The sequence below is a fragment of the Vibrio rhizosphaerae genome (assembly GCF_024347095.1).
Lineage (GTDB): Bacteria > Pseudomonadota > Gammaproteobacteria > Enterobacterales > Vibrionaceae > Vibrio > Vibrio rhizosphaerae.
In genome coordinates this window covers 1048862-1064265 of sequence record NZ_AP024903.1, presented here as the reverse complement: position 1 = coordinate 1064265, position 15404 = coordinate 1048862, and the positions used below count along the sequence as shown (strand labels likewise).

Annotated in this window: 13 protein-coding genes; 4 read left to right on the top strand and 9 right to left on the bottom strand. The window is 49.0% G+C overall.

Features of this window, described 5'->3' with window-relative positions; translation table 11 throughout:
• Nucleotides 1-70 precede the first annotated feature (70 nt).
• The 3 genes from OCV37_RS04540 to purL all read right to left on the bottom strand — a co-directional run bounded on the left by OCV37_RS04540 (nucleotide 71) and on the right by purL (nucleotide 5906).
• On the bottom strand, nucleotides 71-250 hold the full coding sequence (locus OCV37_RS04540; RefSeq protein ID WP_038182108.1) for a hypothetical protein: 180 nt from the start codon (nucleotides 248-250) through the stop codon (nucleotides 71-73).
• A gap of 321 nt (nucleotides 251-571) precedes the next feature.
• Nucleotides 572-1690, bottom strand: a complete 1119-nt coding sequence (ald, locus tag OCV37_RS04535) for an alanine dehydrogenase (protein ID WP_038182111.1) — start codon at nucleotides 1688-1690, stop codon at nucleotides 572-574.
• 319 nt (nucleotides 1691-2009) lie between these two features.
• Complete coding sequence (gene purL, locus OCV37_RS04530) at nucleotides 2010-5906, bottom strand: phosphoribosylformylglycinamidine synthase (RefSeq protein ID WP_038182113.1); 3897 nt, start codon at nucleotides 5904-5906, stop codon at nucleotides 2010-2012.
• A 296-nt stretch (nucleotides 5907-6202) separates the two neighbouring features.
• Here purL and mltF point away from each other — a divergent pair, with 296 nt between their 5' ends.
• Together mltF and OCV37_RS04520 are read left to right on the top strand one after the other, a co-directional pair.
• The gene (gene mltF, locus OCV37_RS04525) at nucleotides 6203-7771 is read left to right on the top strand and encodes a membrane-bound lytic murein transglycosylase MltF (RefSeq protein ID WP_051680587.1); all 1569 of its coding nucleotides are present in this window, start codon (nucleotides 6203-6205) and stop codon (nucleotides 7769-7771) included.
• A 243-nt stretch (nucleotides 7772-8014) separates the two neighbouring features.
• A complete protein-coding gene (locus tag OCV37_RS04520; protein ID WP_261888120.1) occupies nucleotides 8015-8146 on the top strand; it encodes a hypothetical protein in 132 nt (43 codons plus the stop codon).
• A gap of 382 nt (nucleotides 8147-8528) precedes the next feature.
• Here OCV37_RS04520 and tadA read toward each other — a convergent pair whose 3' ends face one another.
• Nucleotides 8529-9059 carry a tRNA adenosine(34) deaminase TadA gene (gene tadA, locus OCV37_RS04515; RefSeq protein WP_038182117.1) on the bottom strand — a complete coding sequence of 177 codons (531 nt, stop codon included), beginning with the start codon at nucleotides 9057-9059 and terminating at the stop codon, nucleotides 8529-8531.
• A gap of 73 nt (nucleotides 9060-9132) precedes the next feature.
• Complete coding sequence (locus tag OCV37_RS04510) at nucleotides 9133-10020, bottom strand: LysR family transcriptional regulator (RefSeq protein WP_038182121.1); 888 nt, start codon at nucleotides 10018-10020, stop codon at nucleotides 9133-9135.
• Nucleotides 10021-10153: 133 nt separating this feature from the next.
• On the opposite strand from OCV37_RS04510, the gene OCV37_RS04505 reads away from it, so the two are divergent.
• Nucleotides 10154-11287, top strand: a complete 1134-nt coding sequence (locus OCV37_RS04505) for an S-(hydroxymethyl)glutathione dehydrogenase/class III alcohol dehydrogenase (RefSeq protein WP_038182124.1) — start codon at nucleotides 10154-10156, stop codon at nucleotides 11285-11287.
• A gap of 57 nt (nucleotides 11288-11344) precedes the next feature.
• Nucleotides 11345-12196: an S-formylglutathione hydrolase gene (gene fghA, locus OCV37_RS04500; RefSeq protein ID WP_038182127.1), complete on the top strand. Its 852-nt coding sequence runs from the start codon at nucleotides 11345-11347 to the stop codon at nucleotides 12194-12196.
• Here the strand turns inward: fghA and OCV37_RS04495 are convergent.
• The 4 genes from OCV37_RS04495 to OCV37_RS04480 are packed head-to-tail and all read right to left on the bottom strand — an operon-like array spanning nucleotide 12141 to nucleotide 15142.
• A complete protein-coding gene (locus OCV37_RS04495) occupies nucleotides 12141-12677 on the bottom strand; it encodes a type IV pilus modification PilV family protein (RefSeq protein ID WP_157634994.1) in 537 nt (178 codons plus the stop codon). The genes fghA and OCV37_RS04495 overlap by 56 nt on opposite strands.
• Nucleotides 12667-13980, bottom strand: coding sequence for a hypothetical protein (locus OCV37_RS04490; RefSeq protein ID WP_157634996.1), 1314 nt, complete (start codon nucleotides 13978-13980; stop codon nucleotides 12667-12669). The genes OCV37_RS04495 and OCV37_RS04490 overlap by 11 nt, the downstream gene beginning before the upstream one ends.
• A complete protein-coding gene (locus OCV37_RS04485) occupies nucleotides 13977-14630 on the bottom strand; it encodes a PilW family protein (protein ID WP_051680588.1) in 654 nt (217 codons plus the stop codon). The genes OCV37_RS04490 and OCV37_RS04485 overlap by 4 nt, the downstream gene beginning before the upstream one ends.
• Nucleotides 14624-15142 (bottom strand): pilus assembly FimT family protein, encoded by a 519-nt coding sequence (locus OCV37_RS04480; RefSeq protein WP_157634998.1) that lies wholly within the window; start codon nucleotides 15140-15142, stop codon nucleotides 14624-14626. Before OCV37_RS04480 ends, OCV37_RS04485 begins: the two co-directional genes overlap by 7 nt.
• Nucleotides 15143-15404: the final 262 nt, after the last annotated feature.

Below are 15404 nucleotides of genomic sequence, written 5' to 3'. Positions count from 1 at the left end.
ATGAAAAGCGACTCATCAACCCGTCACTCGATAACCTGAAACGTTCCATCCAACATGTTTTATCGAAAAATTAAAAAAAGAACATATCCCAGAATGAGTAAGATTGAGGCGTTTCACTGGCAAGTGATTCAACCAATAAATACTGATGACAAGCGAAGGATTGACAGGGTTCACTTTCGTAGTGAGACGTCGCTCCGAACGCAACCTGATTATCAATACTGACTATTTTTTCACGTAACGGCTCAGACATAAGGAATCCTTCTTTCGCAATCTGCTCAACCAGATTCCAGTATAGGAATAGACCACTGAAAGTGATAATGGTTTCGACCTATCCATTCTATAGAAGAAATCTATCCTGTAACCCGGCATGAAAAACAGGTATCCCACAAAGCAGAGAACCGTGGCGGTGCTCTCTAGTGAATAGTAAACCGGATGAAAAGGTTGAACTGGATAGCAGGCCTGAAATCAGACGATGAATGGTACAGAGAGGAAATAAAGCACAAGTGAGCGATTGAAACTCAACCGCTCACCGGCAATCATCACAAGGATTACAGCAATGTGCAATTCGCCATTAACCGGTTAAAGCAACCTTGGCATCGACATAATCTAAACCGTGGCTTTCTGCAACAAAGCGGTTGGTCAGCTGACCGTGACACACATTCAGCCCATTCAGGAAATGTTCGTCAGCAAGCAGTGCCGCCCGGTAACCTTTTTCAGCCAGTGCGATAATATAAGGCAGTGTGGCGTTATTCAGAGCCACCGTCGACGTCCGGGCAACCCCGCCGGGCATATTGGCGACACAGTAATGCACCACTTCATCCACAATATAGGTCGGCTCCTGATGCGTGGTCGCTTTCGATGTTTCAGCACAGCCCCCCTGATCAATCGCCACATCAACCAATACCGCACCTGACTTCATCTTTTTCACCATCTCTGCGGTAATCAGTTTCGGGGCTTCTGCGCCGGGGAGCAATACCGAGCCGATCACAACATCAGCCGATAAAACATGCTTCTCAATCGCATCGGCTGTGGAATAAACCGTAGTGATTTTTCCTTGATAAATCGCATCGATATCACGCAGAGCATCAATATTTTTATCGATAATCACAACCTCAGCGCCTAAACCGGCTGCCATTTGTGCGGCATTACGTCCCACTACGCCCGCCCCGATCACCGTCACTTTGGCTGGCTCAACCCCGGGAACACCGCCCAATAACAACCCACGCCCTGCGTGTGATTTTTCTAATGAAGTCATTGCCGCCTGAATCGACATTCGCCCGGCGACTTCGGACATCGGAGCCAACAGCGGTAAGGTTCGGTTCGCACTGGTGACGGTTTCATAAGCAATGCAGACCGCTTTACTTTGTATTAAATCGTGGGTCTGAGGGGCATCGGGGGCGAGGTGGAGATAAGTAAACAGGATTTGATCCTCCCGCAACATCGCACGCTCGCCCGCCTGAGGTTCCTTCACCTTTACAATCATGTCGCTTTCAGCGAAAACCTTCGCGGCATTGGGGCTAATCGAGGCACCGGCATCGATATAATCCTGATCAGAGAAGCCGATACCATCACCCGCTAAGGTCTCAACCAAAATGTGATGTCCTCTTTTCGTTAATTCCTTCACGCTCGCAGGCGTCATCCCGACGCGGTATTCATGGTTCTTAATTTCTTTAGGTACACCGATCAACATATCCTTATCCTCTGCAAAAATTAACGTTGTTATTTATGCAGACAATACAGTGCTTTCAACCAACAAATCAACAAAAATAAGCATTAAAAACCAATGATCTCGGTCAATTTTAGATTTAAGCATCTAAAAACTGAAATAATGTAGATAATAATATTAATTTTAATAATTTTTTTAGCAGATGCCGCCAGAAAATATGTAAAAAAAAGTGAGCAAAATATTTACTTATGAAACAATTTAACAACATAAAATAAGCAAAAAAAAAATCCCTCGCCGACTGACAAGGGATTTCTCTCGTATTTGTGATGTGCTGACTCAGACGTTAGCCAAGATTTTTCCGGGCATTCTGGAACATCCGCATCCAAGCACCATTTTCACCCCACGAATCAGGATGCCATGAGTTCACGACGGTACGGAAAACACGCTCCGGGTGAGGCATCATGATGGTCACACGGCCATCGGTGGTGGTCAGACCGGTAATCGCATTCGGTGAACCATTCGGGTTATTCGGATATTGCTGGGTCGGTTGTCCATGATTATCGACATAGCGAAGTGCCACGGTCCCTGACTGTTCAATCGCCGTGAGATGCGCCAGATCACGCACTTCAACCCGGCCTTCTCCATGAGACACAGCAATCGGCATCCGTGATCCCGCCATACCGTTCAAGAACACGGAATCAGATGGTTGAACCTCAACCAGACTGAAACGCGCTTCAAAACGCTCCGACTCATTACGGACAAACCGCGGCCATAAATCAGCGCCCGGGATTAAATCTCTGAGGTTCGATAACATTTGACATCCGTTACACACACCCAGAGCGAATGTATCCTGACGATTGAAGAATCCTTCAAACATCTCTCTGGCTTGCGTATTGAACAGAATCGATTTGGCCCAACCTTCGCCGGCACCTAAAACATCACCATAAGAGAAGCCACCACAAGCCACTAATCCCTGATACTGTTCTAAAGTGATACGGCCCGCCAGTACATCACTCATATGCACGTCAACCGCATCGAAACCAGCTCGTTCAAAAGCGGCAGCCATTTCAACATGAGAGTTGACCCCTTGTTCACGCAATACAGCCATTTTTGGTCTGGTGCCGGTGTTGATAAACGGCGCAGCCACGTCTTCATGAATATCGTAGCTCAGATGGACATTCAATCCGGGATCGGTATTATCCTGCTTGGCAGCAAACTCTTGTTTTGCACAGTCCGGGTTATCCCGCAGGGCTTGCATCTGATAGGTTGTTTCAGCCCAGATAGTTCTCAGTTCCGTTCTGGAACGCTCATAAACCACCTGCCCCTGTTGCGTCACCACCACACGGTCTGAATCTTCCACAGTACCAATCACATGTGAACAGTTTTGCAGGCCCAGCTGTTCCAGCGTGCTCAGAACAAAGTCTATATCCTGTTCATGTACCTGAATCACTGCGCCCAGTTCTTCGTTAAACAGCACCGAAAGGACATCATCGCCCAGCGCGGTAATATCAACATTGACGCCGCAGTGGCCGGCAAATGCCATTTCTGCCAGCGTCACAAACAGACCGCCATCCCCTTTATCGTGGTATGCCATCAGTTTGTTCATCCGAACCAAAGCCTGAATCGCATCAAAGAAACGTTTCAGTTGTTGCGCATCATCCACGTCAGCCGGTTGGTCACCTAACTGTTTGTATACCTGCGCTAATGCTGTTGCACCGAGGCGATTTTTCCCGTTGCCCAGATCAATCGCAATCAGTCGCGTCTCTCCCAGATCGGTGCGCAATTGTGGCGTCACCGTCTTACGCACATCTTCAACCCGGGCAAACGCGGTAATAATCAGTGACAAAGGTGACGTGACTTCTTTTTGTTCACCGTTGGCCTCATCCCACTTGGTCTTCATCGACATAGAGTCTTTACCGACCGGGATGGTCAGGCCAAGGGCCGGACATAATTCTTCGCCGACCGCTTTCACGGCTTCATACAAACCCGCGTCTTCGCCCGGGTGGCCTGCCGGAGACATCCAGTTGGCCGATAATTTAATATGTTTCAGGTCGCCAATGTCGGTCGCCGCAATATTGGTCAGCGACTCCGCCACGGCCAGACGCGCAGAGGCAGCAAAATCAAGCAATGCCACCGGTGTCCGTTCGCCCATCGACATCGCTTCGCCACAATAGGTATCAAAGCTGGCGGTGGTAACCGCACAGTTGGCAACCGGAACTTGCCACGGGCCGACCATCTGATCGCGTGCCACCATGCCGGTAACCGAACGATCCCCAATGGTAATCAGGAAGGTTTTTTCAGCCACGGCAGGGAGACGCAACACACGCTCAACCGCTTCATTCAACTCGATACCACTGCGATCCAGTGCCGTCCCCTGCACTTTCAGCGTGGTGGCTTCGCGATGCATTTTCGGCGGTTTACCCAACAGAATATCCATCGGCATATCAATTGGCGTGTTGTTAAAATGTGAATCTTCCAGTGTCAGGTGACGTTCTTCCGTCGCGACACCGACCACCGCATAAGGGGCACGTTCACGGCGACAGATTGCATCAAAGGCTTCCATATGCTCAGGCGCAACCGCCAGCACATAACGCTCTTGCGATTCATTACACCAGATTTCCAGCGGGCTCATCCCCGGCTCATCATTCGGCACATCACGTAGCTGGAATTTACCACCACGCTCTCCGTCATTGACCAGCTCCGGCAACGCATTTGAAATACCACCGGCACCGACATCATGGATAAAGGCAATCGGGTTGTTCTCACCCAACTGCCAACAGCGGTCAATCACTTCCTGACAGCGGCGTTCCATTTCAGGGTTTTCCCGCTGCACCGACGCAAAGTCGAGATCTTCAGCCGACTGACCGGACGCCATCGAAGAGGCAGCGCCGCCGCCCAAACCAATGTTCATTGCCGGGCCACCCAACACAATCAGACTGGCTCCGACCGGAATCTCTTTCTTCTGGATATGGTCTTCGCGAATGTTCCCCATCCCACCGGCAATCATAATCGGCTTATGGTAACCCCGGATTTCTTCACCGGCGTGAGACGTCACTTTCTCTTCATAGGTCCGGAAATAGCCCAACAAATTCGGACGACCGAATTCATTGTTAAATGCCGCGCCGCCCAATGGGCCTTCAATCATAATATCCAGTGCATTGACGATCCGGCCCGGTTTACCGAAATCGGTCTCCCACGGCTGTTCAAAATGCGGAATACGCAAGTTAGAGACGGTAAAGCCAACCAGACCGGCTTTGGGTTTCCCGCCAATCCCGGTTGCGCCCTCATCACGAATTTCACCGCCGCTTCCGGTCGAGGCTCCGGGCCAAGGTGAGATAGCGGTCGGGTGGTTATGGGTCTCCACCTTCATCAGGATATGGGTATCCTCGGTATGATAGGTGTACTGGCGGGTCTGCGGATCAGGGAAGAAACGTCCGACTTTAGAGCCGGTCATGACTGCGGCATTATCTTTGTATGCCGACAAAACATAATCGGGAGTCGTTTCATAAGTATTTTTAATCATCTTAAACAGGGACTTTTCTTGTTGAACGCCATCAATCGTCCAGTCCGCGTTAAAGATTTTATGCCGACAATGTTCTGAGTTTGCCTGAGCAAACATCATCAGCTCAATATCATTTGGATTACGCCCCAGTTTGGTGAAGTTCTCGACCAGATAGTCGATTTCATCTTCAGCCAGTGCCAGTCCTAAAGTCAGATTGGCCTCAGCCAGAGCTTTGCGCCCGCCGCCCAAGACATCAACGGCTGTGACCGGTGCCGGAGTCGCACTATGAAATAGCTGAGCAGCCGATTCCAAATCGGTAAACACAACTTCCATCATGCGGTCATGAAGTAATGCTTTCAGTGTGCTTTGCTCTGCTTCAGTCAAGGTTGCCGAGGACTCAATATAGTAAGCCGTACCCCGTTCCAAACGTTTGACTTTCTCAAGGCCGCAGTTATGTGCAATATCGCTCGACTTCGATGACCATGGGGAAATCGTGCCCGGACGCGGCGTAACCAGCAACAATAAACCTTCTGGCTGATGCTCTTCAATGGTCGGGCCATAAGTCAGCAATTTTTCTAACTTCTCTGTTTCTTGACGATCCAAATCGGCGGTCAGATCAGCAAAGTGCATGAATTCTGCGTAAATACCAGTCACGGGTAAGCGCAGTTCGCGACACCGTTCAAGAAGTTTGTTTACCCGGAATTCAGAAAGCGCTGGGGAGCCACGGAAAATTCTCATGTGCTTAGGTCTCTGTTGCTGTTGGTTAAGATAGTATTGGAATAAATTCAAGCAATTAAATTGAAAAGAGTTGAATGCATACCAATTTTAACGACATTGTGCGGCGCATTATAAAGGAATTATTTTTGTGATGTAACACCAAACGCAACCGTTTGCGTCATTTTTTTCATGAATTTTGAAATCTCTCGCTTTCATCTTATTCACAACGACATAATTTACCATTTTATACATCAAAAAGTTGCGATTCGGTGGCGCTTTGATATAAAAGCATCATGATGAGAAGAGATAAGCTGTACATGATCCGAATATTCCAACGTCAGGCCCGTAACATCCTCGCTTTTGTATTCATGGTAACTTTACTCAGCGGCTGTCAGATTGACTCTAAACCGAAAAGTGAACTCGACCAGATCCGTGAGCGAGGCGTGTTACGTGTCGGGACCCTCAACAATCAGCTTTCCTATTTTATCGGGCCGGAAGGGCCATCGGGGATGGATTATGAACTGGCACGCGAATTTGCCAAATCCCTCGGTGTCAAACTGGAAATGAAACCCGTTTATCGTGTGGCGTCGCTTTTTCCTGCTTTGGAAAAAGGAGAAGTCGATATCATTGCCGCCGGTCAAATCCAAAATACTCAACGCATCCAGAAATTCCGCCCCGGCCCTGCTTATTACTATGTCAGCCAACAAGTCGTCTATCGTCAGGGACAGTGGCACCCGCGTAATATGTCTCAATTGATTCAGAAACAACAAGAACTCTTAAATACCCCTGAACAAGATAAAGTATTAAATGTTGTTGATGATTCTCATTTTGAGCAGACGCTGACACGACTCAAAAAGAAATATCCTCAGTTTCAGTTCCAGATTGAATCGGATTCAGATGTTCATGATTTGCTCAAAGAAGTCTCTCAGGGAGAATTGATGTTCACGATCGCTGACTCCGTTGAAATCTCTCTTGCACAACGAATCTATCCCGATTTAGCCACCGCATTTGAGATTACCGATGATCAGCCGATCTCTTGGTTCATTCGTCGTTCGGATGATGAAAGTCTCTATGCACTGATGATTGAATTTTTCGGTAATCAGAAACAAGCCGGTACAATCGCTTCACTGGAAGAAAAATATATCGGTCATGTCGGGACATTTGACTATGTCGATACCAGAGCCTTTATCCGGGCACTGGACAGCAGACTTCCCCAATGGACCCCGCTATTTCAAAAATATTCAGGTGAATTCGACTGGCGTCTCATCGCTGCATTGTCGTATCAGGAGTCGCACTGGAACCCAAGAGCCAAGTCACCAACCGGCGTCCGGGGTATGATGATGCTCACCCTGACGACCGCAAAATCCGTTGGGATCACCAACCGGCTCAGTCCGGAACAGTCGATCCGAGGGGGTGTCAGATATCTGCGCCGAATGGTCAGCCGCGTGCCGGATTCCATTCCCGATCATGAGAAGATCTGGTTCGCTTTGGCCTCTTATAATATGGGGTACGGACACATGATGGATGCACGTCACCTGACCAAACAGCAAGGCGGTGATCCAAATGCATGGGGAGATGTGAAAGATCGCCTTCCTCTGTTGAGAAAGCGCCGTTATTTCAGCCAGACCCGTTATGGTTACGCCCGGGGAGATGAAGCGCTCGCGTATGTCGAAAATATCCGCCGCTACTATCAGAGTATGATCGGACACATCAACGCCAAAACAGTGGCCGATAGCGATAGTACCAGTGTCGATGATCTGACCGTCATTCAGGCGATGATCCCTGATGCAGACGAAGCCACAGAGCAAGATAGTGCGGCTGAAGATATAGAATCCGATGAAAATACAGCCACAACCGACGATACCAGTGAGACCGCGACACAATAACCGGATTCAAGGCTTGATTTTTGGTATGGAAACCCTTACATATTAGGAGCTGTTGCTTTTTCGTGATGTAATTTTCTTAATGTTAAAGTCAACAGCCCTCAGGAATACCCGACGTTCGTCGGGTTCATCTTCCGGTCATAATACATCTGTAAAAGACAATTGTCTGATTCTTGAAGCCGATTGAAGGCTATCAAGAAGAGATTGTACTGACTATTTATTGGTATTTTTGAAAGGAGGTAATCCATGCTGAAAAGACGAATGAAGTCCAAGCATTTATGGCGGACAACAGCAGCGATTCACCGCAAACGTAAGTTAGCTAACAATAAAAAGAAAATTTTTGCTCGTCACCGGGCTTTTACGCATCAGGCAGCCTGAGTGGATTGACTCACAAGCCTGAATCCGTATCCCACACCGGGAATATCGTCATCATATCGAGTAATTATACCGAGTAACCACAGAGGTCTCCTTCCCAGAATAATCAGAAGGAGACAGCACACTCTCCCAACGACTTCCCTCGCTTTAAGCTCCCCGCAGAAGCCCCGTCATTATCATCCGTTTACTTCTGCTTTTGTCGCTTTACTTGTGTCATTTTCCCCAGCATTCCTTTCTTACAGAGACTACTTTTTCACAGAGACTATTTTTTACAGAGACTATTTTTTTACAGGTAATGTTTCACAAGCAATACTTGTTACTGATGTCACCGAATTCGGTACACCGATGCACACCCCATATCGGTACACCCGGCTGATATCCCGGTTCAGACTGACGGCTCACCGGATTGGTCATTCTCCCGTTGCTGACGCTTCTGATCTTTGATCTCCTGCCGACGCCGCCGGAAAAAGCACTGTAACTGCTCGCGACATTCCGTTTCAAGTAACCCCGGTTCTATCTGCGCATAATGGTAAGCGGCATCACTTTCAAACAGGTTCATCACCGTGCCTGCTGCACCGGCTTTCAAGTCCGATGCGCCAAACACAATCCGTTTCACCCGACTGTGTAATAACGCCCCGGCACACATCGGGCAAGGCTCCAGCGTGACATACAGAGTTGAATCCACCAGCCGGTAGTTTTCCAACACTTGCCCGGCTTGACGCAAAACCTGAATTTCCGCATGCGCTGTTGCATCATGCGTGGTGATTGACCGATTCCAACCTTCTGCAATAATCTGCCCGTCTTTGACCAGTACGGCACCGACCGGGACTTCCCCTTCCAGTTCCGCTTGATGTGCCAGTTGGATCGCCCGGCGCATAAACCGTTCATCGTCAGCAGAAAAATGTTGCGTCTGCATGAATCCTCTATTTTTTACATTTACTCTTGTCGCGCATTATACCCGAATCGGCGCGGGATGTTTCACGTTGATATTAACCGTGTCCCGGCTTTTCTGAGAGCGCTTCATAAAGATAGTCAGACAGTAAACGGACCTTCGGTGAAATATGTCGGTTTTGCGGATACAGCGCCCAGACACCTTCCCGGTCATCCCGATAACGGGCCAAGACTTCAACCAATTGACCACTGGCAAGATAAGGTGCCACATAATAATCCGGTAACTGAGCAAGCCCCATCCCTTTTAATGCCGCATCCAGTAACACCACACCACTATTACAACGGATTCGTCCCCGGATACCCAGCGAACGGGCATGATGATGATCTTTGAAACGCCAGTGATCATAAGTTCCGACCAGACACTGATGTTTAGACAATTCCGTTAATGTGTACGGCTCGCCATATTGCGCCAGATATGCCGGTGCCGCACAGACATGCAGCCGCCGGGGACTTAACTTCCTGACGACAAAGCTGGAGTCATGTAATTGTCCGAGTCGAATCGCCAGATCAACCCCGTTCTCAATCAAGTCCAGCTGCCGGTTGGTCAGTACCAGTTCCAACTCCAGTTTCGGGTAACGTTGCAAAAAGTCATGCAACAATGGAGCAATTTTCTGCTCTCCGTAGGTCACGGGAGCCGTTACTTTCAATCGCCCGATCGGCATCTGCTGCATTTGCGTCACGGTCCGTTCGGCATGTTCCAGACCTTCCACTAACTGTTTACATTGTTGGTAATAAACCTGCCCCGCTTCTGTCAATGACACCTTGCGGGTTGTACGCAGCAACAGTTTAATCGCCAGACGTTCTTCTAACGCTGCCACTCGACGACTGACATTAGCCACCGATGTCGTAAGTTTCTGTGCCGCCCGGGTAAAACTTTCCGTCTCAGCAACGGCGACAAATTCGCTGACACCATCCCATATTGCCATGATTTATTATTACCATATTGTAAAAGTCATTCTCTTTTTTACTTGATTATAAAATATAAGAAAAGAACTATACTCAATTTCACCGTGATTTATCACACGATCCCAATCACCTGAGAGACAGGAAAGGAAGAACATGTCAGAGCAGAAATTTATCAAGTCCAAAGCGGCCGTTGCCTGGGGGCCGAACCAGCCACTCAGCATTGAAGAAGTCGATGTCATGTACCCCAAAGCCGGTGAGGTTCTGGTACGTATCGTGGCAAGCGGTGTCTGTCACACAGATGCATTCACACTGTCCGGTGAAGATCCAGAAGGCATATTCCCGTCTATTCTTGGCCATGAAGGTGGCGGTATTGTTGAAATGGTTGGCGAAGGCGTGACCAGTGTTGAAGTGGGAGATCATGTCATTCCACTGTATACCGCGGAATGCGGAGAGTGTAAGTTTTGTACTTCCGGCAAAACAAACCTGTGTCAGGCTGTGCGTGAAACACAGGGCAAAGGTTTGATGCCCGATGGTACAACCCGTTTCTATAAAGACGGCGAGCCAATTTATCACTACATGGGATGTTCGACATTCTCTGAATACACCGTCTTACCGGAAATCTCGCTGGCGAAAGTCAACAAATCAGCGCCACTGGAAGAGGTTTGTTTGCTCGGATGTGGCGTGACCACCGGTATGGGCGCAGTAATCAATACGGCCAAGGTTCAAAAAGGTGACACCGTCGCAATTTTCGGACTGGGCGGGATTGGTCTATCCGCGATTATCGGCGCAAAAATGGTCGGTGCCAGCCGGATTATCGGTATCGATATTAACGAGAAGAAATTTGAACTCGCACAACAACTGGGCGCGACCGATTGTATTAATCCTCAAAAATTCGACAAACCGATTCAAGAAGTGATTGTTGAAATGACCGACGGCGGCGTGGACTTTTCGTTCGAGTGTATCGGTAATGTCAATGTGATGCGTCAGGCACTGGAGTGCTGTCATAAAGGCTGGGGAGAATCCGTGATTATCGGTGTCGCCGGTGCAGGACAAGAAATCTCCACACGCCCATTCCAGCTGGTGACAGGCCGGGTATGGCGCGGCAGCGCATTTGGCGGCGTGAAAGGCCGTTCTCAGCTGCCCGGTATCGTTGAACAATATCTTGCCGGTGAATTTGGTTTGCAAGAATTTATCACCCATACCATGCCGTTAGACGCAATTAACGACGCCTTTGACCTGATGCATTCAGGTGACAGTATTCGTTCTGTGGTTCACTTTAAACCATAATTTGATGTGCCCGTCCCCGGCTCAGCCGAACCGGGGACGAGAAAAGGAGAGCCTGACATGTTAGAACAAATCAGCCAGTCAAAAGTATTTGGTGGATGGCACAAACAGTACACACATCCTTCCGACGTACTCAACTGTACGATGCGTTTTGCGATCTATTTACCCCCCGATGCGAGTGACAGTCATCCGGTTCCGGTGCTCTACTGGTTATCCGGCCTCACCTGTACGGATGAAAATTTCATGCAGAAAGCAGGAGCATTCCAAAAAGCAGCCGCGCTCGGCATGGCGATTGTGGCACCAGATACCAGCCCAAGAGGAGAAGGCGTTCCGGATGACCGGCAAGGAGACTATGATCTCGGACTCGGTGCCGGATTTTACCTCAATGCGACGCAATCCCCATGGGATCAGCATTACCAAATGTATGATTATATCGTGAATGAACTTCCCTCACTCATCGAGCAGAATTTCCCTGTCACGTCTGAGCGCTCCATCGCAGGACATAGCATGGGGGGACATGGCGCACTGACGATTGGTATTAAAAATCCTGATCGCTACCGTGCCATTTCAGCCTTCAGCCCTATTTGTCATCCGGTGGCCTGCCCTTGGGGACAAAAAGCATTCCATGCTTATTTGGGAGACGACCAGACGCTGTGGCAAAACTATGATGCGACAGAACTCCTGAAACAAAAAGGCTGCCCGATCCCCATCTTAATTGATCAAGGGGAAATGGACCCGTTTTTGGAAGAGCAGTTGAAACCCTGGGATTTACTCGAAGTCGCTGATCATCAACATTGTGAGCTCACCTATCAGTCTCACCCCGGATATGATCACAGCTATTACTTCATTCAAAGTTTTATTGAGTCACATTTGCAGTTCCATGCGTTATATCTGCTGGGACAGCGTACTTAGGTATTCGTGGTTCAAATTCATTGAATCGCGAAATCATGGTGGAAAGCGTAACCTGATGCGTTTTCCCCGTGTGTCCCCGCCAACTGACAACCACCTGCACCGGCTTCAAATCACCGTGAAATAATGGAGGGCCAACCTGTATGTCGATACAGAAAGGCGCCTGAGTACCACAATCCAGCCCCGTCCTGATTCGTTCAAAAGATACCGATCCGACTGCCCGGCGAGGGTTTATCTGATCAGGGTTTATCTGGTCGCTGGTTATCCGGGAACGATGCGTTCGGAGCCGTTCCAGAGTACGACTGGCAAGATCAAGCGCTTGTGTTCGCTGAAAAACATCCCGGGTCTGAAACATCGTCAGCCGCTGTAACTGCCCGACCGTCAGTATCCCCAGACTCAATATGACTAAAGCGATCATCACTTCGAGTAAAGTATTCCCCCGCCAGCCAGATGGATAACATGGCTTTTTATCACTAGCGTTCATTCCAGCTTCCTCCGAGCCATCGCGCAGGACGAATCAGGCTGAGCGGCGTCATCAACAAATCGCGTCGATAATGAAAATCCATACGCCCCTGAACCACCGCAAAATGACGATCGGCATCCAATACCAGACCGCCCGCAGGATAGAATGAGCCATGTTGAAAGTAACTCACTTGCTCAGGTGTAATACTAAATTGTGGTTTCAGTGATACTAAAGACTCAATGAGTGTCGTTTGCAATGCGGTGTCGCCCCAGCTTTGAAATACCATAGCCGGATGTTGCGGCGAAATAAATTGATAGAGCATACCTTGTAGCGGGTGATGACTTTCAATACCGACCACCCCATCCTGAATCAGTAGGATAATGCCCTGCCGAGGAAATTTTGTCTGAATCGCCGTATTGATTCGCTGAACATCCGGATCAGACAACACGCACCCGCCATAAACCCAGATGATCATTTCCCCACGCCAGACAAGATCTTCGATTTGGGAGCCACATTTCTGATTCAGCCGCGCCTGAGGCAAGGCAGAAGCCGTTGTGTAACGGAGATTGCCACTCACAGCATCATTCAATGTATCAGGAATTCGCCCGACCTGTGGCTGCGACATCACATCAAACCACCGCTGTACCGGCACACCAAACAGATCCTGAAAAGGCGATAAGCCGGGGGTGTACTGATAATCGGATTGCGCACTTTTTGCCGGCAGCTCAACAGAATGATATGAAGCGGCACAACGTCCTGAATGAACCGGAAACCCGGAATATAAAAGATAAGGGAGCTGGTCGGGATGATAAGTCGTGACCGAGGGGGCATAAAAATCATACTTATAGCGCAAAGCGATACATGCCCAATCCCCGCTTAAATTGAACCGGGCCACATCCGGTGCAAATGCAGCCGGTTGCGTCAATATCAGCCGGCTGGTCGTTTTCACCGAGCCAGCCATATCGGGTAAGGGTAAACGGTAGCGTTTTTGTAGTGTGGTCTTCCCGACAGTCACCGTCAGTTGTTGCTCGCGGGGCGATATCCACTGAATTTGATGTTCTATCGGCTGACACGCTGAAGGAAGGGTTTGTCCGGCTTGATTTGAGCGCACTTGTGCCCATAAACATTCCAGTCCGCCTTCTGCCAGCCAAAATGACTGACGACGTTCAATATCATGCTGAACCTCAGCCAGCTGATAACGGCTGAGCAATGCAGCGCGTCCCGCCACGATCAGCATCAAACTCACCATCAGCGTCGTTAACAATAATGTTGCAGCGCCCCGCTGCCGAATCAATGTCCGCCCGGCGTAGAGATACATCATCATGACCAATGCCGCTGTAAAAATGCAATCTCTGCAGTTGCATGAATCGAGGGGTCCTGAACCAAAGACAACCGCAACTGAATGACGATCCACCCCGTATTGAGCGCCGAACGGGTTCCCCCATCAAGGGGCTGATAATCAACCTGAAAAGCATCGACATGGATCCAATCGCTGTCAAACAGTGAAAAACAGGGCCCCGATTCACCGGAAGATGCCGCTTGCTCAAACGTTAATTGATGATCATGTTGTTTCTCGCACAACCGTAAGACCGCCTCTCCTGCCGAATTGGTTGTCAGTTGATAAACCACATGGCGAAAATCCTCTGTGCCACCAAGGCTTTGCTGAGACACATATCCCACCTGATGAGTTGCGTGACGCACATCAGTGAGTACCGGACTTTTACGCAGAAACACCGCGCTTGCAGTCGCCGCATTAAAGCCAGCCATGCGTAAATTCCGCTTCATCAGAGTCAATGACGCCCGTAGCTGTTGATGTAACTGCATTGTGCGGCTCTGGCGATCAGCCACACGAACTTCGCTCACAATCAATTGGCTCATCGTCAGGATTAACACACTACTGATTAAACTTGCCAGTAAAACCTCCAGCAGCGTCCCCCCTCGCTGGGCAGGTAAGTAACATGCTCTCACTAACATGCCGGATACCCATATATGGCAGTACCGACACTGCAATGCCGAACCCGGCCGGCACCATAAGAGGTAATGACTTTGATTTGTCGTTCCGGCGTATTGCGGGCCAGAAATGTAATGCTGCCATTGCCGAGTTTGCCGGAATGACCATCGATAAATAACCGATCCTGCGGGAATCCGGAACGAATGCTGATCTGCCGATAACGTTGCCCGGATAGCGTGAGTAAATGCTGCCCCTGATGACGCTCTTCAGCAGTCGTCACCCGTAACAGCCAGCTTCGTGATATACCGTTGTCAGTGAGCGAGGGAGATTGAGAAATCAGATGTAACCACAGATTTTGATGATGGGTAATTGCCAGTGATCTTGCCCGTAATATAAACGCCTGAACCTCACTAACCGCCGTTTTTAACTGTTCCTGTTCCATTTGTCGGGAAAATTGAGGAACAACCAGCAATAGTGAAAGGCTCAGTAATGCCATCACCACAACAAGTTCAAGCAAAGAGAATCCTGTGCGCATATTTTTTCCAGTCGATGAGTTTTCTCTATGATAAAAAAATAATGCGCGTCGTCCGGTGCTAAACCAAACATCTTGCTGTGATATCAAATAAATAACGACATGATAGACATCATCATTACATGACCGGTTCGTCACAACCAACAATATTCACGCTCAGACAGCCCGGAAAAACAGACATGCACCGAGATTCAATATCGATGCACGCGGATACTCAATGATGACATGCAGGGCAATCAAGCTGTCGGAGGGGAACTGACATAAA

Excerpts from the sequence above, each read along its gene's own strand:
- OCV37_RS04480 (WP_157634998.1), bottom strand. The coding sequence starts at position 15,142 with ATGCGCACAGGATTCTCTTTGCTTGAACTTGTTGTGGTGATGGCATTA.
- OCV37_RS04490 (WP_157634996.1), bottom strand. The coding sequence starts at position 13,980 with ATGATGATGTATCTCTACGCCGGGCGGACATTGATTCGGCAGCGGGGC.
- OCV37_RS04505 (WP_038182124.1), top strand. The coding sequence starts at position 10,154 with ATGTCAGAGCAGAAATTTATCAAGTCCAAAGCGGCCGTTGCCTGGGGG.
- fghA (WP_038182127.1), top strand. The coding sequence starts at position 11,345 with ATGTTAGAACAAATCAGCCAGTCAAAAGTATTTGGTGGATGGCACAAA.
- OCV37_RS04540 (WP_038182108.1), bottom strand. The coding sequence starts at position 250 with ATGTCTGAGCCGTTACGTGAAAAAATAGTCAGTATTGATAATCAGGTT.
- ald (WP_038182111.1), bottom strand. The coding sequence starts at position 1,690 with ATGTTGATCGGTGTACCTAAAGAAATTAAGAACCATGAATACCGCGTC.
- mltF (WP_051680587.1), top strand. The coding sequence starts at position 6,203 with ATGATCCGAATATTCCAACGTCAGGCCCGTAACATCCTCGCTTTTGTA.
- OCV37_RS04495 (WP_157634994.1), bottom strand. The coding sequence starts at position 12,677 with ATGAACGCTAGTGATAAAAAGCCATGTTATCCATCTGGCTGGCGGGGG.
- OCV37_RS04510 (WP_038182121.1), bottom strand. The coding sequence starts at position 10,020 with ATGGCAATATGGGATGGTGTCAGCGAATTTGTCGCCGTTGCTGAGACG.
- tadA (WP_038182117.1), bottom strand. The coding sequence starts at position 9,059 with ATGCAGACGCAACATTTTTCTGCTGACGATGAACGGTTTATGCGCCGG.
- OCV37_RS04520 (WP_261888120.1), top strand. The coding sequence starts at position 8,015 with ATGCTGAAAAGACGAATGAAGTCCAAGCATTTATGGCGGACAACAGCA.
- OCV37_RS04485 (WP_051680588.1), bottom strand. The coding sequence starts at position 14,630 with ATGTTAGTGAGAGCATGTTACTTACCTGCCCAGCGAGGGGGGACGCTG.
- purL (WP_038182113.1), bottom strand. The coding sequence starts at position 5,906 with ATGAGAATTTTCCGTGGCTCCCCAGCGCTTTCTGAATTCCGGGTAAAC.